The 20,129-nt window shown below is 61.3% G+C and carries 18 protein-coding genes and 1 tRNA gene; 9 read left to right on the top strand and 10 right to left on the bottom strand.

What is annotated here, in order from left to right; all coding sequences use genetic code 11:
* The first annotated feature begins 24 nt into the window (after positions 1 to 24).
* The 5 genes from AC6I6L_RS02830 to AC6I6L_RS02850 all read left to right on the top strand — a co-directional run bounded on the left by AC6I6L_RS02830 (position 25) and on the right by AC6I6L_RS02850 (position 4,720).
* Positions 25 to 630, top strand: coding sequence for a chemotaxis protein CheC (locus AC6I6L_RS02830; RefSeq protein WP_497916198.1), 606 nt, complete (start codon positions 25 to 27; stop codon positions 628 to 630).
* Positions 627 to 1,862 (top strand): chemotaxis protein CheC, encoded by a 1,236-nt coding sequence (locus AC6I6L_RS02835; protein ID WP_497916199.1) that lies wholly within the window; start codon positions 627 to 629, stop codon positions 1,860 to 1,862. Before AC6I6L_RS02830 ends, AC6I6L_RS02835 begins: the two co-directional genes overlap by 4 nt.
* Positions 1,859 to 2,377 (top strand): chemotaxis protein CheD, encoded by a 519-nt coding sequence (locus AC6I6L_RS02840; RefSeq protein ID WP_497916200.1) that lies wholly within the window; start codon positions 1,859 to 1,861, stop codon positions 2,375 to 2,377. Before AC6I6L_RS02835 ends, AC6I6L_RS02840 begins: the two co-directional genes overlap by 4 nt.
* Positions 2,374 to 3,240 (top strand): CheR family methyltransferase, encoded by an 867-nt coding sequence (locus AC6I6L_RS02845; protein ID WP_497916201.1) that lies wholly within the window; start codon positions 2,374 to 2,376, stop codon positions 3,238 to 3,240. Before AC6I6L_RS02840 ends, AC6I6L_RS02845 begins: the two co-directional genes overlap by 4 nt.
* A gap of 160 nt (positions 3,241 to 3,400) precedes the next feature.
* Positions 3,401 to 4,720, top strand: coding sequence for a hypothetical protein (locus tag AC6I6L_RS02850; RefSeq protein ID WP_497916202.1), 1,320 nt, complete (start codon positions 3,401 to 3,403; stop codon positions 4,718 to 4,720).
* Positions 4,721 to 4,869: 149 nt separating this feature from the next.
* On the opposite strand, the gene AC6I6L_RS02855 is transcribed toward AC6I6L_RS02850, so the two are convergent.
* The 7 genes from AC6I6L_RS02855 to AC6I6L_RS02885 are packed head-to-tail and all read right to left on the bottom strand — an operon-like array spanning position 4,870 to position 14,008.
* The gene (locus AC6I6L_RS02855; RefSeq protein WP_497916203.1) at positions 4,870 to 5,682 is read right to left on the bottom strand and encodes a DUF7289 family protein; all 813 of its coding nucleotides are present in this window, start codon (positions 5,680 to 5,682) and stop codon (positions 4,870 to 4,872) included.
* Entirely contained in the window at positions 5,679 to 6,134 is a 456-nt protein-coding gene (locus AC6I6L_RS02860) for a DUF7266 family protein (RefSeq protein ID WP_497916837.1), read from the bottom strand. Before AC6I6L_RS02860 ends, AC6I6L_RS02855 begins: the two co-directional genes overlap by 4 nt.
* An 11-nt stretch (positions 6,135 to 6,145) precedes the next feature.
* Positions 6,146 to 6,661, bottom strand: a complete 516-nt coding sequence (locus AC6I6L_RS02865; protein ID WP_497916204.1) for a hypothetical protein — start codon at positions 6,659 to 6,661, stop codon at positions 6,146 to 6,148.
* Positions 6,655 to 7,296: a DUF7288 family protein gene (locus tag AC6I6L_RS02870; protein ID WP_497916205.1), complete on the bottom strand. Its 642-nt coding sequence runs from the start codon at positions 7,294 to 7,296 to the stop codon at positions 6,655 to 6,657. Before AC6I6L_RS02870 ends, AC6I6L_RS02865 begins: the two co-directional genes overlap by 7 nt.
* Before the next feature lie 4 nt (positions 7,297 to 7,300).
* Entirely contained in the window at positions 7,301 to 7,867 is a 567-nt protein-coding gene (locus AC6I6L_RS02875; RefSeq protein ID WP_497916206.1) for a DUF7287 family protein, read from the bottom strand.
* Position 7,868: 1 nt separating this feature from the next.
* Positions 7,869 to 9,932 (bottom strand): type II secretion system F family protein, encoded by a 2,064-nt coding sequence (locus AC6I6L_RS02880; RefSeq protein WP_497916207.1) that lies wholly within the window; start codon positions 9,930 to 9,932, stop codon positions 7,869 to 7,871.
* Complete coding sequence (locus AC6I6L_RS02885; RefSeq protein ID WP_497916208.1) at positions 9,929 to 14,008, bottom strand: type II/IV secretion system ATPase subunit; 4,080 nt, start codon at positions 14,006 to 14,008, stop codon at positions 9,929 to 9,931. Before AC6I6L_RS02885 ends, AC6I6L_RS02880 begins: the two co-directional genes overlap by 4 nt.
* Positions 14,009 to 14,496: 488 nt before the next feature.
* Here AC6I6L_RS02885 and AC6I6L_RS02890 point away from each other — a divergent pair, with 488 nt between their 5' ends.
* Both AC6I6L_RS02890 and AC6I6L_RS02895 read left to right on the top strand, forming a co-directional pair.
* Positions 14,497 to 15,738 (top strand): acyl-CoA dehydrogenase family protein, encoded by a 1,242-nt coding sequence (locus tag AC6I6L_RS02890; protein ID WP_497916209.1) that lies wholly within the window; start codon positions 14,497 to 14,499, stop codon positions 15,736 to 15,738.
* A 112-nt stretch (positions 15,739 to 15,850) separates the two neighbouring features.
* On the top strand, positions 15,851 to 17,479 hold the full coding sequence (locus AC6I6L_RS02895; RefSeq protein ID WP_497916210.1) for a hydroxysqualene dehydroxylase: 1,629 nt from the start codon (positions 15,851 to 15,853) through the stop codon (positions 17,477 to 17,479).
* A 291-nt stretch (positions 17,480 to 17,770) separates the two neighbouring features.
* Here AC6I6L_RS02895 and AC6I6L_RS02900 read toward each other — a convergent pair.
* From AC6I6L_RS02900 to AC6I6L_RS02910, 3 genes are all read right to left on the bottom strand, one after another.
* Positions 17,771 to 17,843 (bottom strand) — tRNA-Arg (locus AC6I6L_RS02900).
* A 13-nt stretch (positions 17,844 to 17,856) separates the two neighbouring features.
* Positions 17,857 to 18,153 (bottom strand): twin-arginine translocase TatA/TatE family subunit, encoded by a 297-nt coding sequence (tatA, locus tag AC6I6L_RS02905; RefSeq protein ID WP_497916211.1) that lies wholly within the window; start codon positions 18,151 to 18,153, stop codon positions 17,857 to 17,859.
* 204 nt (positions 18,154 to 18,357) lie between these two features.
* Positions 18,358 to 18,534 (bottom strand): hypothetical protein, encoded by a 177-nt coding sequence (locus AC6I6L_RS02910; protein WP_497916212.1) that lies wholly within the window; start codon positions 18,532 to 18,534, stop codon positions 18,358 to 18,360.
* A 223-nt stretch (positions 18,535 to 18,757) separates the two neighbouring features.
* On the opposite strand from AC6I6L_RS02910, the gene AC6I6L_RS02915 reads away from it, so the two are divergent.
* Both AC6I6L_RS02915 and AC6I6L_RS02920 read left to right on the top strand, forming a co-directional pair.
* Positions 18,758 to 19,234 (top strand): redoxin domain-containing protein, encoded by a 477-nt coding sequence (locus tag AC6I6L_RS02915; protein WP_497916213.1) that lies wholly within the window; start codon positions 18,758 to 18,760, stop codon positions 19,232 to 19,234.
* A gap of 45 nt (positions 19,235 to 19,279) precedes the next feature.
* Complete coding sequence (locus AC6I6L_RS02920; protein ID WP_497916214.1) at positions 19,280 to 20,095, top strand: HD domain-containing protein; 816 nt, start codon at positions 19,280 to 19,282, stop codon at positions 20,093 to 20,095.
* Positions 20,096 to 20,129 lie beyond the last annotated feature (34 nt).

The following is a 20,129-nucleotide window of genomic DNA, read 5'->3' on the forward strand; positions in this document are numbered from 1 at the left end:
ACACGAACACCCACGGAGGAACTAATGACGATGAAAATCGACATTCGGAAGCTAAGCTTTATCAACGAAATGGCAAAAGTCGGGACGAACGGCGTCGCCGACAACATGAGCAAACTGACCGGCCAAGACGCCCAGATGGAGGTGACGAAGACGAACTTCATCGACGTCGACGATATCGAAAGTCAACTCGACCCCGGAAAACGAGTCGGCGTTCGGGTCCGTCTGCTCGACCCCCCACACGGCCACATCCTGATCCTCTTTCCCGAAGCCAGTGCGAAGAAGATCACGGCGATCATGCTCCGTGACGTCGTCGACGACATGGGCGACGTCTCCGGGAAGATGGCCCGCAGCGCCGTCGAGGAGATGGGGAACATGATGGCGAGCGGCTTCATCGACGGCTGGGCGGACGTGCTCGGTCGCGCGATCGACATCGCCGCCCCGCAGCTCGTCTACGCGCCCGCAGGAGACATCGTCGTCCGGACGGCCGGTCTCGGCGGCGACGACCTCGCGTTGTTTTTCGACTCCGATCTGACGGTTCCGAGCTATCAGATCGAAGCGGAAATCTACGCGTTCCCCGACCTCGAGGAGTTCGTCGAAATGGTCAACGGCATCGAAGTCCACCCCGCATGAAACTCGACGTCAACGCACTCGGAACGTTCTACCGAATGGCCCGCGAAGGTGCGGGACTGGCCGCAGGTAGACTGACACACATGACCGACGTCGAAACGCGGGTCGGCGTCACGAAACTCAACTTCATGCGGGGCCGCGAGATTCGGCGCGATTTCGACGACTCGATCGACAAGGTCGGCGTCCGCGTCAAACTCACCGGCGCGATCGAGGGGTACTCCGTCGTCGTGTTCGAGCGGGAGAACGCGCTTCGGATCGTCGGCACTCTGCTCTCGGAGAGCGATACCGACGAGTTCGACGACATGACCCGCAGTGCGGCGACCGAGGTGGGTCACATCATGAACAGCGGCTTCGTCGACGGCTGGGCCGACGTGCTCGAAGCCGTAATCGACGTTTCGACGCCGGAGTTCATCGAGGGGCAGTCGGCCGAACCGTTCTTCGGAGACATCGAGGAAGCGCCCGACGACGACGACCTCGCCTTGCTCTTCCAGAGCCAGATCGAGATGGTCGGCACCGAAGTCGGCTTCAGCCACTATCTGTTCCCGAAACCACAGTCGATGTCTCAGCTGTTAGAACAGCTTCGGACGAGCGAGGGAATCCCCTACGACAAACTCGACGGCTTCGATCGGATGGCAGAACGCGGTGCCGAGGAGGTCGCCAAGACGGCGACGACGCTCACCGGAATCGAGACGAGCGTCGACATCCGGCGGCTCAATTTCGTTTCGCTCGAGACGATCCCCCAGCAGGTCGCAGACGAACGCCTCGTCGGCGTTGCCTTCGAATTCGACGGGATGCCGAGTGGCTATCTCCTGTTCCTATTCGACGAGGAGTCGGCACACGAAGTCGTCGACGCGATGGTCCCGATGGAAATCGACGAGGACGGGTTCGGTGAGATGGGAATCAGCGCAATCAAAGAACTCGGAAACATCATGGCCAGTGGCTTCCTCGACGGCTGGGCGAACGTCCTCGATACGACGATCGATCACTCCACGCCCGAGTTCATCCACGATATCGGTGCCGCGGCGGTCGACCCCGTCATTATCCAACTCGGTGAACACCAGGACTTCGCGTTCGTCTTCGACACCGTGGTCATGGCCGACGGCCGCGAGTTCGACTGTGAAGTGTACGCCATCCCCGACGAAGACGACCTCGAGCGGGCGCTAAACGACCTCGACGTCGATCGGATCGAAGAGACGCCGACGACCGCGGAGTTTCAGGAAGTCGATAACGCATGAAGACCTACGGTACAGAACCTGGCCTCCCGACGCCGGTCCAGGTCGGCATCTCCGAACTGGCGGTCAGCGAGGGTGAGGACACGCTCAAATCGTACGGTCTCGGCTCCTGTCTTGCGATCGCCCTCTACGATCCCGACACCGAAATCGGCGGGCTCGCACACGCGATGCTTCCCGATGGAGACGCCGCCGACAACAGCGACGTCAAACCCGGAAAGTACGCCGATACGGCGATTCGAGCGCTGCTTCGGCGGATGGTCGAGCAAGGAGCCAGCTACACGACGGTCGAAGCCAAGATCGCCGGCGGCAGCGATATGTTCGAGTTCGAGAGCTTCGGTGACGGCGTCGGGCAGCGAAACATCACCGCCGCCAAGCAGGAACTCGAGAAACTCGGCGTTCCCCTCGTCGCTGAAGATGTCGGCGGAGAACACGGCCGCACCGTCGAGTTCACGCCCGGATCCGGGGTACTCGCGGTCAAAACCGCCGCAGACGACGTTGATGGAGTAACGGAGTTATGAGCGACGACCGCGGCAAGGCCTTTGCCGACTTGCTCGAGTTCGTCGAGGCGGAACTCGCGTTCGCGACGAGCCACTACAACGACAGCTACCTCGATCGACGGATCTCCTCACGGATGCGCCGGATGCGAACCGAGACGTACGACGCCTATCTGGAGCTGTTGCGGGAGGATCCGGAGGAACAGACGGCACTGCTCGACTCGATGAGCATCAACGTGACGGGATTCTTTCGCAATCCGGACGTCTGGGAGGGGATTCGCGAGGTGCTTCGATCGCTGTCGGGGACCGAATCAGAGATTCGCGTCTGGAGCGCCGCCTGCGCCGACGGTCGCGAGCCCTATTCGCTCTCGTTGCTCGCCCATACGGACCCGGAAATCGACGAGTCGGCCGTCGAGATACTCGGCACCGATATCAGCGAACCGGCCCTCGAGACGGCACGTACTGGTGTCTACGAAGAGTCCAGGACCGTAAATCTCGGTGATCAACTCGAGTTTCTCGACGACCACGCCGAGTACATCCACAGCGACGATCGACGGTACGAAATCGACGCCGCCGTGCGACGAAACGTCCAGTTCGAGCGACACGACCTGATCAACGACGACCCCAAATCGGGGTTCGACCTCGTGGTCTGCCGGAACCTGTTCATCTACATCGACAACGCGTACAAGCAGCCGATACTCCAGACCATCTCGAGATCGCTTCGCCCCGCGGGCTATCTCGTCATCGGCAAGGCGGAGACGATACCACCGACGCTCAAATCGGCGTTTACCGTCCGCGATCCGAGACTTCGGATTTACCAGCGAGACACACCGGACGCGGATACCGACCCGAGCGCTAGTCGGGTCGACACCAGTTCCCGCTCCTGATTCTTCTCGAACGGTCCTGGCAGCGACTCACGGGACGCCCCGATTGTGACCTCGAACGCTCGTCGATTCGATACCGGTAGCGTCGTCTTCTGGCCTCGCGTTTTCGCGATCGGATAGGTAACCGGACCTTACATAGTGGTGAAACGAGTACGTCCGATCGATGGCCGATCTCGACCTCCACGCGTTCGTGGCCCGTACGCGGGCCCTGGTCGGTCGCGCTCCGCCGACGACGCGCGGAGAAACCCGTACCTGGATCGTCGACCCGCTGCTCGAAACGCTCGGCTGGGACGTCCACGAGAAGGCCTGTCTGGCCGACCGGTGCGTCGACGAAACCCGCTTCGAGTACGTCTGTACGATCGATTCGATTCCCGCCCTGTTCGTCGCCGTCGAACCGTACGAAGCGGCGCTCGATCGCGATCGGGCGTCGGGGATCTGTCGCACCATGGCCTGGACGGGCGTCGACCGGGCGATCTACACGAACGGTCGACAGCTGCTGTTTCTCGCGGGGACAAGCGACGTCGAATACGGGAGTTGCGAACTCACCGCGATCGACGAGCACGAGGCCTCGATTGTGCGATTCACGAAGGCAAGAATCGAACGACGTCTCGAACGCCACGACCGAACGCACATCGCCCGACAGCTCGCAGTTGACCAATCGGGCCTCGTCGATGCGATCGTCGAGCAGCTCACGACCGCCACTGACGGCGCCTACGAGAACGAGTTCGCCTCGGCAACCGATCGATTTCTCGAACACCTCGTCGCGTCGTTCACGACGGATACGCACGCGTTGCCCACGGACGACGAGGGGGGCACAGGCGACGACTCGGGGGTAGCAGTCGAGTTTACAGACGGGGCGACCACCGACTCGGCCGGGCCCGCTGACGACCCGATGGACAGTTCGACCGACTCGTCGTCCGCCGAGTCCGGAACGATCGATCGACCCGAGACGGAGCCGTCGCCGGCGGCCACAGACGAGCAGGCAGGCGATCCAACCGCAGCCGAGACCGACGTCGATAGCAGTGGTGACGACGATCGAGACGAGACCAGTACGGCTGGGGCGGAGATCGATCGCAGCCGTGGTGGCGATCAGGACGACGGAACGGAGACCGAGACCGGTGAGTACGTCGTCCGCTTTTTCAACGACCGGACCTCGGTCGGCGCGATCGGTCACGGAACGTCCGCACAGGCGCTGGCGTCCGCCGCGGAGTACTGTTTCGATCGCGGACTCTCGGGCGTCAGGGTTCCCTGGCCCAACGAGGAAGCGGAGACGAGAGAAACCGACCAGAACGACACCGTCCTCAACGAGCGTCCGGTTCACGCCGACGGGATGCCAATGGGGGACATCGAGCAACTGTCGAACGGGCTCTATCTAAACACTGACGGGGACGTCGGCGACCATGCGGCTCGCGTCGAAGCACTCGCCTCGCGTGCGGGGTTCAGAGTTATGCTGTCCGGTGACTGGGAATCCGAACAACGCTAACGTGTGCAAGCCGTGCAGGAGCGAGATGGTGGGAAGAACGATCGAGCAACGGACGCGTTTTCTGGCCCCATACGGATTCATGTCCGTTGGTACCGCCGGACGGCGAACCGTCCTGGCCGATCGGCGGTAATTGATGACACGAATCCGTATCAGTAGTCGATTTCGGCCGTGACGATCTGCATTTCGACGTCCGCGACATCTTCGCACGTATAGGTGTTGGAGCCCTCGTCGGTCCATCCGTTGCGTTCGAGTGCCTGGCCCCAGCCGTTTTCATACGGCGTGTCGTCGGGGTTCCCGATCGTGATCGTCACGTTGCCGTCCGGCTTGTGATCGATTTCGGGTATTTCAGTCGCCCGCGTCGTGTTTTGCTCTTCGATCGTCAACCCGATGCCGTCCGTGCTCTGGAACGATCGCTCACCGTCGTGATCGAGTTCCAGAATCGAAATGACGACCGTCCCGTCAGTAGCGCCGTCTCCGTGGGTGCACTGGAGGGGGGGTTGCTTGACGACGACGCTTCCCTCCCCGCTGGCGCGAAACACGCCGCCGCCTTCGTAGGCGATGCTGTCCGAGCCAGCCTCGTACGTGAGCGAACCGAGTTCGATCTCTCTCTCGTCTCCATTGCTGGGATCAGTATCGACCGTGATCGTCGTGCTCTCCCCACCCGTACTGACCGTTCCGCCCCGGAGCGTGAGTTCGCCGTAGCGGCGCTCGACGCCGTCGTAGCGCACGACGTCGTTGAAGTTGTCGGCCAGCGATACCAGCCCGCGTTCTGCGTTGTTGAGTTGCTCGATTTCCTGATAATCGCTCATCGCCTGAAACCCGGTCGTATACAGCAGTGCGACCGAGCCGAGGATCGTCGCGAAGACGAGAATAAACGCGATTATCTCGGTAATCGCCCGATCGGTTTCGCGGTCCGACCGTGCCTCGGTCGTCGATCGCTGTCGACCTCGTGGATTCGTCATTGTCTGGCACTCCCGATGGAGAGGGTGTCCCCATCGTAGCTAATTTCGATGACGCCGCCGGGTGCCGAACTGTTCTCGACGGATTCGTCGAGTGCCACCGGAACGTAGACGGTCACGTCGGAACCGGAGGACGTCAGTCGGAGACAGTCCGTCTCGTCGGTTGTCAGCGGCCCCTCGGCACACTCCGCGCGTTGCAGTAACTCGACGGTGTATCCCGACCCCGCGACCGATCGTGGATGCTCGACGGTCAGATTCACTGTTTCGTTGCCCTCGGTAACGATCGCGTCGACGTTTGCGACCTCGCCGGCGAGCCGTTCACCGACCGTCTCGAGGGACTGCTCGGCGCTCCGATCGGTCTCCGTGTCGAGCATCCCGCCGGAAGCCGTCAACAGCAAGGCGATGAGAACCGTCGTGATCCCGATCGTCAGCACGTGGGTGACGGCGATCGACATGCCTCGATCGGTCACGGTGCACCACCCGGACACGCGTTCCGATCGTTCAGCTGTGTCACACGTACCGTCGTCGTCCGACTGTAACTGATATCCTGCGAGTGGTAGTCGACGGAGACGTCGAACGCGGTCACGTTTTCGCCACTCGTCTCGAAAGAGTCGCTGTCGACGTCGATGTTCGTTACCGCAGGCTGAGAGTTCGCAGTCGAATTGCGGTAGGCATCGTTGAAGTCCTCGACTTCGGTCACGACATCGCTTTCTACCGCCGAAGCGTTGTCGTGTCTCGCGTTTGCATACTGAGTGAGACATCCGAGGCCGTACGTTATCTCCTCGCCCATCGTGCCCGCGTTCGAGGCACTCTGGCTCGTCGCCGTCGACGACAGCGTCTCTGTGTAGAGCACGCCGTTAAAAACGACGACGACGCCGAGAATGATGAACGCGATCGCGATCGCACCGATGAGGATCACCTGTGCGCGATCGCGCGGGTTCGTGTCGTCATCACGGGACGCTCGGTGGTGATCGCTTACCACAGGATCACCCGCAGTTCGACGAGGTTGTAGATGTAGTCGCTGTCGTTATCAGCGGGTGGAACGGGATAGCCGTCCCCCCCGTCGTAGGCATCCCTGAGGGTCGGATTGGTTCCTTCCGTTGTATTGTCGTCCTCGTACAACGTGACCATCTGGCTCGCAGTGAACGCGTCCGACGGCGGCGACCCCTGATAGACCAAATAGGTGCTGTTGAACCCGGCTCCATCCTCGTATATCAACTCGATGTTGTAGTTCCAGCCGTCGTTCGTGTACCGCTCTCGGAGGATCTCGCCGAGTACCGACTCACTCGCAAAGCGTTCCGCACTGTAGGTCCGTTCGCTCTGTACGGGTGGATCCTCGTCTGTCCTGTGAAATCCGTTCTCTCCATCATCCCAGTTGCGAACCGTCTCCGAGAGGTTGCCGTCCTGACCGGCGACTGAGAGGGCGTCCGAAGCCTCCTGTTGAAGCTGTGCCTGGACGGTTCGATCGGCCAACCCACCGGTTGTCGGCGTGATCACGACCGCCTGCAGGGCAAAGAGGACCGCGAGCAGGAGAATCATCGATCCGATGAACCCCTCGAGCGTGTACGCCTGGGCGCGGTCGGTCGGTTCGCGGCCACGATCGGGCGTTCCAGACATGGGATCACCACACCCTCACGACCAGTCGACAGGCCGGATCGCAGTCCCCAGTCTCGAGTTCGGAATCCGCCGGGTCGGGGTCGACCGTCACGATCCGAGCAGCGCTGGCTGTCGTTTGGTTGTCGTACTCGTGCCCGCCATACCAGTCGTTGTCGACCGGCGTTTTGTCGAGCGCTTCGAGACGAACGTTCACCCGATCGAACGTGACGTCGTCATCCGCGCTGGCACGAAGACCGACCTCGCTAACCAGCGCTGACGGGGGAACCACGAACGTTTCGTTGTACCGTGTTTCGTTGATCTCGTTCGGTACTGCCGGATCGGTCGCATTTTCGACGATTCTATCCACGATTCGATCGGCCTGGGCAGTTTCTGCACCGCCGACCGACGAATCGTACGGCGTCGTCAGCGACGGCACGTACGTAAAGACGAACGCGACCGTCAGCAGAAAGATACCGATTCCGACGGCGAAATCCTGTGTCGTCTGTCCGCGATCCGATAGCGATACCGACAGCGTTCGCGGGCGCGTAGATGGCGACCCGCTTCGCGATCGGGAAGTGTGTCGTCGAGTCATATTATGCCACCAACGTCCAGGCGACCAGCGCGATCGTCGCGAGCACGATCACGTATTTCAACCCGCTGAGCAAGTCGGCATCACGGATGTAGCCGGAAATAAACCCCGAGATGATCGCTTGCAGCGTCACGGCGTGGAAGAACAACATCGACAGCATATCGACGTCGATATTGTCGCTGAGATTGGCGTCCGCCAGCGCATCACCGCCCGCTCCACCGGTATCTGCACCACCGCCGGTGGTTTCGAGTCCTGCCATCGTGTCGATAAACTGGGTCTTCAGGATCGCGATCACGGCCAGGACGGTCATGAACGTCATGATGATGATGACGACCTGCATCCGGGTCCGGGACTTGCGGTCGCGTTCGAGGTCGTCGTGGTTTTCACTGGCGCGGGCGGCGGTCCGAAGGACGTCGGAGATCTGGTTCGAGGCTTCCTGTGCCTCTGTAATCAGCCGGGTCGTTCTGGCCAGTCGCGGGATGTGGTATTTATTGTTGAACTCGATGAGCGACTGTTTCAGGCTCATTCCGTAGTTGACCTTCGTGTGCATCATCTCGAACTCGCGTGCGAGTTTTCCGCTCGTCGTATCCGAAACCGACTTGAGCGATTCGAGCAACGTGAGTCCGGTGTCGTTAGCACTCGAGAGCTTCCGGAGGTCCTCCGATAGCTTGTCGACGACGGCGTTACGGTGTCGAACGTTCCACTCTCGGAAAATCGACAGCGGAACGGCGATGACGTACAGCGGGACGTAAACGTAAATAAACGTCCCCCAGACGGGAGCGGCCATCATCCCGCTCAACGAAGTGGGTGCTGAACCGGTTACCATCGCCGTCACGACGATCACCGTCGCGATTGGCCCAGTCAACAACAGCGTCAGCAACGGATTGTCCCGGAAGAAGATGTGCGGGCGTTTCAACACGTTGACCGTCTCGTGGGTCCCTTCACGGTTTTTGATCCGGTCGAACACGCTGTGTTCGCCCGTGAACTGTTCGATCAGTCCGAGATTGAGTACGCTGTTCTGGTTGCCGCTCTCGACTCGTTGATGAGTGCTACCGAGCGAGAGGTATCCGTCGCCGGGTTCGTCGTGTTTGACCGTCGAGACGAGGACGATGAACCCGATTCCAGTCAGCGGGATCAGCGCGTAGACGGTCATATACAGCATCTGGTTGGTCACGTCGGCTCCAGGAATCATCTGCATAATGACCATGATGATGATCAGCAAAAGCGGGAACAGTGACAGCGTCATGTACATCTCTCCGAAAAGTTCGAGGGTTTCGAGAGTCAGTTCCTGTTCCTGTTTCGCCGTCCGCATGTGCATCTCCTTTTTGTCCTCGAGAAAGCTCTCCATGTCACCGCCGCTGTTGACGATCGAGAGCATGTCGGTCAAAAACTGCGAGAGTTCGTCGCTGGGCGTCTCCAGCGCCTGCTTTCGGATCGCGGTCCGGTAGTCGACGTCGAAATACTCGGTCTCCTTGACGATGCTCTGGAACTCCATTGCGACCTCGCCGTAGGTATCGTCGGCCTGTGCCATCGCGTCGATGATCTCGAGTTGGTTCAGGCCGCCAACCGACAGCGCGTACATGAACGAGACGGAGTCGGTCAGGAGCATGTTGATCTCGCGCTTGCGGGCTGAGGCACGCGAGTACGGCACCGCGACCAGCGATCCGAAGCCGATCGCGAACCCGATCGCGCCAAGGACGAGTCCGGTAAACAGGATAAGCGCCGGAATCCGAAGCTGAATAACGAGTTCACGCAGCGTCTCGTTCCCGATCGGAATTCCCAGTAGTTCGTCGATCTGGACGAGTCCGGTCGCGAAAATTCCGTATCCGAGCATCAGTCCGAGCAGCCAGAGACCGAGGCCTGCAATAAAACCGACACCGAGGGCCCGGGAGAGATAGAGTTCGACGGTGTCGGTCATCCGAGCCTGTGCAAGTTTCTCCTCGAGGTCCGCAACGAATTCGCTGTCCTCACCGAACAGCCGGTCGTAGAGCGGATAGAACGTCTGACCGAGCGCGTCGGAGCCAGCCGAGAGACCAGAGGCGCCGGAATCGTCCGTCTGCAGACTCATGAGTCGGACTCCTCGTCGCTATCGCTGAAGATACCGTTGCCAGGATCGTCGTCGGCGTCGGCGTCGGTGCTCTGGAAAATCGACTCACCGTCGTCGGCGTCGTCGAACATCGACTCACCGTCGTCGGTGTTGTCAAACCCGTCAGCGGATTCGTCGGTGTCGACGTTGTCGCCACCGAATAAGGATCCGTCGTCGTCGGTCGCTTCGTCCGTCTCGTCGCTGAAAATCGAGCCGGACTCCTCGCCAAATATCGAATCGCCACCGGACTCGGACGTTGCCGATGCGTTTTTTGGTGAGTCGGCTGCCGGCTCATCAGCGTCGGCGTTCGGCCGATCGTCTTCTCCCTCTGGCGCGGCATCTGAACGTGCCATATCCTTGCTGGTGTCATCCGGGGGTCCCACGTCGATCGACGGGACGGGGTCCTCGGGAGCCGTCTCAGACGGCTCCGGTTCGCCGGCGTCTTGCTCGCCGTCGGTTCCCTCGCTCAGCTGATCGCTGTTGTTTACTGCCGTGCGGTCTTCGGTCTCATCCGTCTCCGAACCTCCGTTTCCGGGTTCTGTGTCTCGTTCGTCCTCGTCCGCGATCGATTCTGACTGACGAGACGCGTCTGCCGGGTCTGTCGCTGCGTCGCCCTCGTGATTCGGTGCCGTCGACTCGCCAGCGTCGTCGGTCGCTTCGTCGTGTGAGCCGTCGAGATCGATCGTCGGTGGAGTGGGCTCAGCCGCGTTCGACTCGGCGGATGCGCCGGAATCGCTGTCCGAGTCAACTGCTGTGTCGGGTTCGGACGCGGCATCGGGGACCACATCCCCGACGTCGATCGTTACGTCTGCGGGAGCCTCGACGGTGCCCGACGATTCAGATTCGTCGCCGCCTGTGCCGTCTGGTACCTCCGTCGTCGAGGAGCCGCCATCGGCGTTCGGATCGAAAATCGAGTCCAGATCGTCGTCGGGGAACATCGAGTCGAACCCGGACGTATCTGGCTCGGGTTCCGTGGCAGCCGACGGTCCGTCGGGCTGGGCGTCGCTTTCCATCCTGTCTAAGGTTTCACCCATATCGGTGAACAGCCCGCCGAGGTCGCCGTCCTCAGCGTCGTCCGACGGCATGAGTGTGGGTTCGTTCTGGTCCGGGGCGTCGTCGATCGTGGCCGGTTTGTCGGTTACGCCGACAGGCGGTCCGGCTTCCTCGGCAGACGTCTCTCGATCCGTAGCCGAGCCGCCACTGGCTAGCTCCGTGGCGCTTTCGGCGTCGCCACCGATGCTCGATGCCGCCTCGGTCCCGGCTGGGTCCGGGTCAGCGTCCGAATCGCTCCCGTCGATCTCGAAGCCGGTATCGTCGCTGAGCCATGCCGGCTCCTCGTCGCCTCCCATCGGGTCGTCCGTACCGGTCTCAAACGTCGTCGAACTGTCGCCGAGTTCCCACTCGTCGTCCTCGATGTCCTCGTCGACGGCACCCTGAAAGTCGAACTCGTCGGCATCCACACGATCGACCTCGATCGTCTCCTCCGATTCGATGTCACCGATGGCGCTAGCGAGGCCACTCGGGACCTTGCCGCGGTACTCCTCGAACAGCGACTCCTCGGCCCGTTCGAGGATATCCATCGAGAGGTTGTACGTTTCCGTCGTCGCGTCCGGCCGCGGGACGAGTTCTTCTTTTTCCGGGTCGACGTCGATCAGCACGCTCTCCATCTCCCGGAGATCGTCGAGACTGTCCTCGAGTTGATCGTTCGCGATGAGGGTGAGAATGGTCTCGGGGTCGTTGACGAACGCCTGGACCGTCGCCGCGACCTCGGCGTAGGTGTTGAGTCCGTTCTTGATCAGGTACGCCAGGATAACCTCACGCTGGAAGAGTTCTTCCTCGAGTTTGTCCGTACTCCAGCCGCGATCGAACTGGATCTCGTCGAGGGTGTTCGAGTCGCCCATCTTGAGGAACTCGTCCGTTTCGGCCTGCCACTGGTAGACGTCCTGAACGTTGATCTCGTCGTGTTCGGCCTCGTAGTGGTTGATCTCGGTGAGCGATTTGTTCCGGCGGACTTTCGATCCTTGCACCCGCGTCTGGGTCTGGATCGACACCAGATCCAGCGCGGTGAACATCGTCTTCGAGACGTTGATCGGATCCGTGGTGAACCGCTTTAGAACCTCGTCGACGGAGTCTGCGTGGAACGTCGTGTAGGTCGTGTGACCGGTCGACATGACCTGGAACAGCGTCCGTCCTTCCTCGCCACGGATCTCACCCATGACGATGTAGTCGGGACGCTGGCGCAGTGCGGCTTCGAGCAGGTCGAACTCGTCGACGTCACCCTGTTCGTCGTCAGAAAACGACGGCCGGGTGACGCTCGCGATCCAGTTTCGTTGTGGCAGTTCGACCTCGCGGGTGTCCTCGATCGAGACGATCTTGGCGCTGCTCGGAATGAATAGTGAGACCGCGTTCAGGGAGGTCGTCTTCCCCGAGGCCGTCCCGCCGGCGAAGATCAGACTCTTGTGATTCTCGATCGCCAGCCAGAGAAACGCCATCTCGTCCAAACTGAACGTGTTCCAGTTGATGAGGTCGATCGGCGTAAACGGCACGTCCTTGAACTGACGGATGGTGTAGTTGGTCCCGTGATCGGAAACCTCGTTGCCGAGCGTCAACTGAGCACGCGATCCGTCCGGGAGGGTGGCGTCAACCTGGGGTAGCCGTTTGCTGATCCCTTTCCCCGATCGCTGGGCGAGTTTGACGACGAAATCGTCGAGTTCTTCTTTGCCGTGGTAGATGTTCGAGATGATCTGTTCGTACTCCGAGTGGTAGACGAAGACGGGCGAGTTGTAGCCGTCGACGGAGATGTCCTCGACGTTGATGTCGTGTTTGATCCCGTCGATGCGCTCGTAGCCGATGAAGTTTCGCTTGAGCTGATAGAGGAGTTTTTCCACCTGATACTCCGACAGCGTGTCCGGATCGTCGGCGAGGATCGCCGGCTCGGGTCTCACTTCGAGTCCCTCTAGCTGGCTCGGTCCCTCCTCGTCGTCCTCGTCGTCCTCGTCGTCGAGAAGCCCTCGGAGCGTCTCGAGAAGCCCGGCTTTCGTCGCGTTCGAGGATTTCTCGAAGAGGTCGTATCGCCCCAGTAAGCGCCGCGTTTCGTCTTCGATGACTTCCCGTCGACCGTCTTCGGTTTCGGTCTCTTTGATCCCGTCTTCGGAGTACTTGATCGCCGTCCTGAGTTTCCCCGAGAGGAACTCCTGCAGTTCGAGTTCGATCTCGTTCAGGTACGGCTCGATCATGTAGTACTTTTTTTCGTTTTCTTTCTCCGAATGGAAGATGACGACGCAGGCGTAGGGCTTGTTCACCCAGTAGCGCTCGATTTCCCTGAAGTGCGTCTTCTTTTCGAACGGAACAGCCTTCTCGAGATCGTACCGGTTGGTGACGGTCGTGTTGCCCGCCGCGGTCGAGAAAAACTCGTCTTCGTCGAGGTCCTGCTGAACGTTGACCGTCCGTTCTTCGATGACATCGTCGAGTTCCATGGCGATGTCGTCACCGATCGAGAGCCGCTGTTCGATCGTCTCGGGATCGAACCCGAGCGCGTCCGCCTCGTCGTGGCGGACGATCTCACCGTCACCGTCTCGCGGGCGACTCCCGTCGTCGTCGTAGTAGTACTCCCACTTGTAGTGTTCCCAGGTGTAGACGTCCTTCGTGACCGGCGTCGTCTCCGGATCGACGTACTCGAGAAAGCGGTCCCAGAGTCCCTCTGCATTCGGTTTCGCAGGGTCTGCGATTACCGATTCGAGATAGTCGGGGTGGATCCCGAGATACGATTCGGGATCGAACTCGACTCGGGTCCAGTCGTCTCCGCTCGGAACCGAGGGCTCGATCGATTCGTCGGTGTCGAGACCGAGCTGGTCTTCCGTTTCTGGCTCGGGATCGGGATAGAGCGTAGAGACTTCCTCCCCGTAGCCGTACTCCTCCATGAAATCCGCCCACGTGTACGCACCGACGCGGACGTCCGCGTCCGTTTCGTGGGATCGTTGGCCCTCCGACCCAGGTTCGGACCCCTCGCCATCAGAATAGTGCCCGGCATCCGATTGGTCGGCCTCATCAATAGCCATTGGAATTTAGCTATCCTTCACCATTCAAAAAATTCACGTACTCATTACCACTTCTGATAATCCCGGTGCCGGGTGGGTGTCCGTACACTTCGTCGGGCTCTCGTGTGAGGACCTGTCACGCAACGTCGAGAAGCATCCACCACGTCGATCGATATTTTAGGTAATTGAAACCATAAGTTCCACACCGCCTCTGTCAGATATTCAATCCAGTGGAACGAATCTTCCGTGCCAAGCCTCGCGACCAGATCAGATTTGGCGGGTTCGAAACCGTCGATCGTGTCGGCGCTAATCCGGATACTCGACCACTCGCACAGGAACACCCAGATACGGCTGACGGAAGACTCTTCCAGTAAACACGTTTTGTGACGTCCGGTCGAACATTGGTGTCGATAATGGCGATTACAAAAACCAGAATGAGTTGAAAACCACCATATCCCTTCACCTGGAACGGCAAATATACCCGTCGAGGACGCAAACCGTGTTGGCGTATGAGATACGATGACTCGGAACGGGCCCAGGAACTCGCCCAGCGCGCACGCGACCTGATGGAAACGGTCGTCCTCCCCGCCGAACGAGAACGTCCCGGCGGCATGGCCGTTTCGGGCGGAACGATCGCCGAGGTACGGGACGCAGCGCGCGAGTACGGCGTTTACGCCCCACAAATCTCTGAGGAGTACGGCGGCATGGGTGTCGACTTCCGGGACGCCTTGCCCGTCTTCGAGGAGGCGGGTCGAAGCATTCTCGGGGCGACCGCCATGCGAGTCGACGCGCCCGACGAGGGGAACATGCATCTCCTCGAACTCGCCGGTGATGATCTCCAGAAGGAGCAGTATCTCGAACCACTCGTCGATGGCGACATCGCGTCGGGGTTCTCGATGACCGAACCCATGCAGGGTGCCGGCTCGGACCCCAAGATGATCGAGACGACAGCGACGAAAGACGGCGACGAGTGGGTCATCGACGGCCACAAGTGGTGGACCACGCAGGGCGTCGAAGCGGATGTCCTGTTCGTGCTCGCCCGCACGGACGAGGACGCCCATCCGTACCAGGGCTGTTCGATATTCATCGTCCCGGCCGACGCTGACGGCGTTGACGTCGTCCGAAACATCCCCCACATGGGGGGTGGTTCCCGTAACGTCTCCCACGCTGAAATCCTCTACGACGGAGTCCGCGTCCCCGAAGAACACCTGCTGGGCGAACTGAATCAGGGCTTCGTCCACGCACAAGAACGCCTCGGACCCGCCAGACTCACCCACTGCATGCGCTTTTCGGGAATGGCCCAGCGATCGCTCGACATCGCGAAAGCCTACACGAGCGAACGACAGGGCTTCGACTCGTCGCTGTCGGACAAGCAAGCGCTGCGCCACCGCATCGCTGACGCCGAGACGCGTCTCCACGTCGCTCGGACGGCGATCCGCGACGCGGCCGATCGGATCAGCGCCGACGAGCAGGCCCGCGTACCGGTCTCGATGTGCAAGGTGTTTACCGCGAACGTCACCCAGGACGCGATCGATCTGGCGGTCCAGTGCTGTGGCGCGAACGGCGTCGGGAAGGACCTCCCGCTGTCGGATTTCTACGAGTCGGTCCGCCAGTTCCGGATCGTCGACGGCGCGGACGAGGTCCACCGACGCGTCATCGCTCGCGACGCCTTCGAGGACGTCGACGAAGCTGAACTCGAACCCGTAACTCGGTTCGGCGAACCGAACAGGCGAGGCGGTAACGGTCACTGACGCGACCGACAGACCAGCATCGTTCGCTCTCGAATCGATCGTCCCCATTTTCCGAATCATCCATACTCGTTAGGTGTGCCGGTTAGGTTCCTCGCGCCCTGCCTTCCTGATAATGACCGAGGTTGCAGTCATTGGCGGCGGCGTCGGCGGTCTCTCGGCGGCCCACCACCTGGCCGAGCGCGGCGTCGACGTCACCGTCTTCGAGGCGAACGATCGGTTCGGCGGCAAGGCTCGATCGATGCCGGTGTCGGACGAGCCCGCGTCGCTGCAGGGAGAACACGGATTCCGATTCTTCCCGGCGTTCTACCGGCACGTGATTGATACGATGGGTCGGATTCCGGACGGACACGGAACCGTCGCGGACAATCTCGTCGAAACCGAGGCGACGCTCATCGCCAGCACCGAGGGTCCGGGACAGATCGCCGAGACGAGCACGCCCGATTCGATTCGGGGCTGGCTCGAGGCGTTCCGTCCGGCGTTCGCTGAAGACCTTCCCGCAGAGGACGTTCGCTTCCTGCTCGAGCGACTGTTGTACCTGCTGACGGCCTGCGAGCAGCGCCGCGAGAACGAATTCGACGACATCTCGTGGTGGGAATTCATCGACGCCGAGGGCCGCTCGCCCGAGTTTCGCGATCGCCTCGCCTTCGCCACCCAGTCGCTGGTCGCCCTCCGGCCACAGGTCGGCAGCGCCCGAACGATCGGGACGATCTATCTCCAGTTGCTGTTCGGCCAACTCGACCCCAACCGGCCAACGGAGCGCGTTCTCAACGCCCCGACGAACGAGGCCTGGGTCGACCCATGGACTCGCCACCTCGAAGACCTCGGTGTGGATCTCCGCCTGAATACGCCGGCTCGGAGACTTGACGTCGAGGGCCGGCGGATTGCCGGCGTCGAACTCGCGAGCGGCGAGCGAGTGACGGCCGACGAGTACGTCCTCGCCGTGCCGGTCCACGTCGCCCCCAAGTTCGTCACGCCGGACCTCGCCCGCATCGCCCCCGAACTGCGCGGCATCGATCGACTCGACACTGCCTGGATGAACGGCATCCAGTTCTACCTCGCGGAGGATGTGGAACTGAGCCGCGGCCACCAGGTCTACGCCGACGCTCCCTGGGCGCTCACGTCGATCTCTCAACGCCAGTTCTGGACCGGCTACGACCTCGACGAGCACGGACCCGATGCGGTTTCGGGCGTTCTCTCAGCGATCGCCTCCGACTGGGACGCGCCGGGAGTCGTCTACGGCAAACCGGCCAGAGAGTGTACCCGCGCGGAGGTCGCGACCGAAATCTGGGAACAGCTCAAAGCACACGTCAACGGCGACGAGGTGCGCTTGCACGACGATCTGCTCGTCGACTGGTTTCTCGACCCCTCGATCGTCGAGACCGACGACGGCCTGGAGAACCGATCGCCGCTGTTGATCAACACCGTCGGCTCGCTGCGCAACCGACCGCCTGCCGACCCCGCCGTCGAGAACCTCACGATCGCGGGCGAGTACGTGCGAACGAACGCCGACCTGGCCTCGATGGAATCGGCGGACGAAGCCGGCCGGCGGGCCGCAAACGCCATCTGCGATCGCCACGGGATTCGCGGCCCGCGCGCCCAGCTCTGGGCGCTCGACGAACCGCGGGTATTCGAGCCGTTCAAACGACAGGATCAGATTCGGTATCGCCTCGGACTCCCGCACCCGGCGGAAGTCACCCACTCCTTGCGGGCGTTTACGGCCCGCCTCGCGAGTCGCGCCTGATCGTCGGTCGGCTGCGATCGATCGCCGCGGCCGATCGGGTCGTCACTGGCTGCGATCGAAAAGAGCGTGACGGGACTCGAAGCAGGGAGCTCGCACGCAACGAAGTGACCACATCCTCGACCTGGTTCGAGTCCCGCAGTGCTGTCCGCACGGCTCACTGTCGCTCACAGGAAAACGGGCGTGACGGGATTCGAACGACGCCCGAGAACCTGCTCGCTTTGCTCGCAGAACCTCGGTCTAGTTCGAGTCCCGCAGTGCCGTTCACACCGCTCACTATCGTTCGCGGGTGAACGGGCGTGGCGGGATTCGAACCCACGATCAGAAGGTTAGGAACCTCCTGCCCTCTCCGCTAGGCCACACGCCCCGGCAAAAACTGGTCAGTTGGATTCGGTCTCGGTTTCGGTCTCTTCCTCGCTGGTGACCGGCTCCGTATCGACGAAGTCGGTCTCCTCGTCCTCTTCGTCCTCCTCGAATCCTCCTTCGCGCATCTCTTCCAGTTCCGTTTCGACCTTTTCACGCCCCTTCTGGAATTCGCCCATGGCCTCCCCCGTCGATCGGGCCAGCTTCGGGATCTTGTTCGCCCCGAACAGCAAAATGGCGATGAAAAGGATGATCAGTAGTTCCGGACCCCCAGGTGCCCCGGGGATGAACAGCGGTGCGATTTCGGCTACCATCTCTATGCGTGGCTTACCGGCTGGCAATTATAACCTTTTTGGACCACTTAGCTAGGAGGCGGTACAGCGACGCCCCGTTTCGCAAACATCGGCAATCTACGACCACAGTGTGCCCCATCCTCCGCGTCGATCATCGATCGCTGACGGACACCCATTCGACGCAGTCGTCCGACGATACCGCATACGTCCGCCCGCGGACGGCGTTCACCGGTGTCCGTCCCGGTGACGGCTCCCGATCGCCGCGTTGGCGAGCGTTTCTCGGCAGGCATAACAGACCCCGAGTTGTTGGTCCGTCGCCGATCGTTTCTTGTGGCTACAGCGTCGCCCCCTGTCCGGATCGTCGCGATCGAGTGGTCGGCGGTGTTCGGTATTGAGATCCATCGGTACTAGATGCCAGACCGACGGGCTTCAGTCCCGCCCTTGAATTCGTCTGTCGCTCGATCGTTCGTCACCCAGTTACGTCCATTCTGGGCGACAGCTCACTGCATCAGACGGGTTTCGAAGACGGGCGGAGCGAGCCGAACGCGCCGGCGATCGTACTTGCCTCGATCATATCCATCCGCGAACGAAACAGTCTTTCCGGGTTATCCGTAAGGTCTCAATGATGGTAACTACCGGAGACGACGCACCCGATTTCACCGCACCGCTTGCAACCGGCGACGTCGAATCGTTCACGCTCTCGGAGCGTCTCGACGAGGCACCGATCGTGCTCGCCTTTTTCCCTGGAGCGTTCACCAGCGTCTGTACGACCGAGATGTGTGCGTTCCAGGACCGGTTGGGCGCGTTCAACGATCTCGATGCGGCCGTCTACGGCGTCAGCCGAGACTCTCCGTTCGCGCTCAACGAGTTCCGCGCACAGAACGATCTCGAGTTCGGACTCATCAGCGACTATAACAAGGAGATCATCGACGACTACGACGTCGAGATGGACTTTGCCGACCTCGGCGTTTACGGCGTCGCGAAGCGATCGGTGTTCGTCGTCGACGCCGACGGCGAGATTACCTACGCGTGGGTCAGCGACGACCCCGGCGTCGAGCCGGCGTACGACGAAATCGAGCAGGCGGTCGCTGACGCCGCGTAATCAACGGGTCGCAGGGCTTTTTTCGTTCGGCAACGAGGTGCGCGTATGAGTGATGCTGCCGAGGAAGAGCCAGCAGGCCACGTCTTCGATCCGGATGCCGACCACGATTTTCCCGACGACAAACTCCGTCGCGTCCTCGCGTTCGTCGACGACGACGCGGAAATCCAGACCTATCTCGAGGCCCAGAACGTCAACGCCGTCGATCGAATGCAGTACAACGACCACGGCGCGAAACACATCGAGATCGTCCGAAGCCGCGCGCTCTCGCTGTACGAACTACTGAAAGCCGGCGACGTGGATTTCAACGGTGCGCGCCAGCAGGGACTCCCCGAAGAAGACGAGTCGGTGATCATCGCCCTGGCGGCCATGCTCCACGACATCGGTCACGTCGTCCACCGCGACGAGCACGTCTACTACTCGATCCCACTTGCAGCCGACATCCTCGATCGCATCCTGCCGGAGTTCTACGATATCGTAGCTCAGGTCCGGGTCAAAGCGGAAGTGCTCCACGCGATCCTCTGTCATCACACCCCCGAGAATCCGCTGACGACCGAGGCGGGCGTGATCCGCGTCGCCGACGCACTCGACATGGAGAGCGGCCGATCGCGCATCCCCTACGAACACGGCGGTCGGGGCATCAACACGCTGTCGAGCCAGGCGATCAGTCGCGTTTCGCTCGAGCGAGGGGAGACCCGTCCCGTGATGGTCGAAATCGCGATGACGAACGCCGCGGGGGTCTACCAGGTCGACAACCTGCTCAAGGCCAAACTCCGCGGCTCGGGACTCGAAGACAAGATCCGGATCGTCGCGGTCAACACGAACGAAAACCGCGAGCAACTGGTCGAGCGAATCGAACTCTGACGGCGACGCCATCCGCGGCAGCCGCCAGATCGAG

The organism is Halosolutus sp. DAT137 (assembly GCF_059736405.1).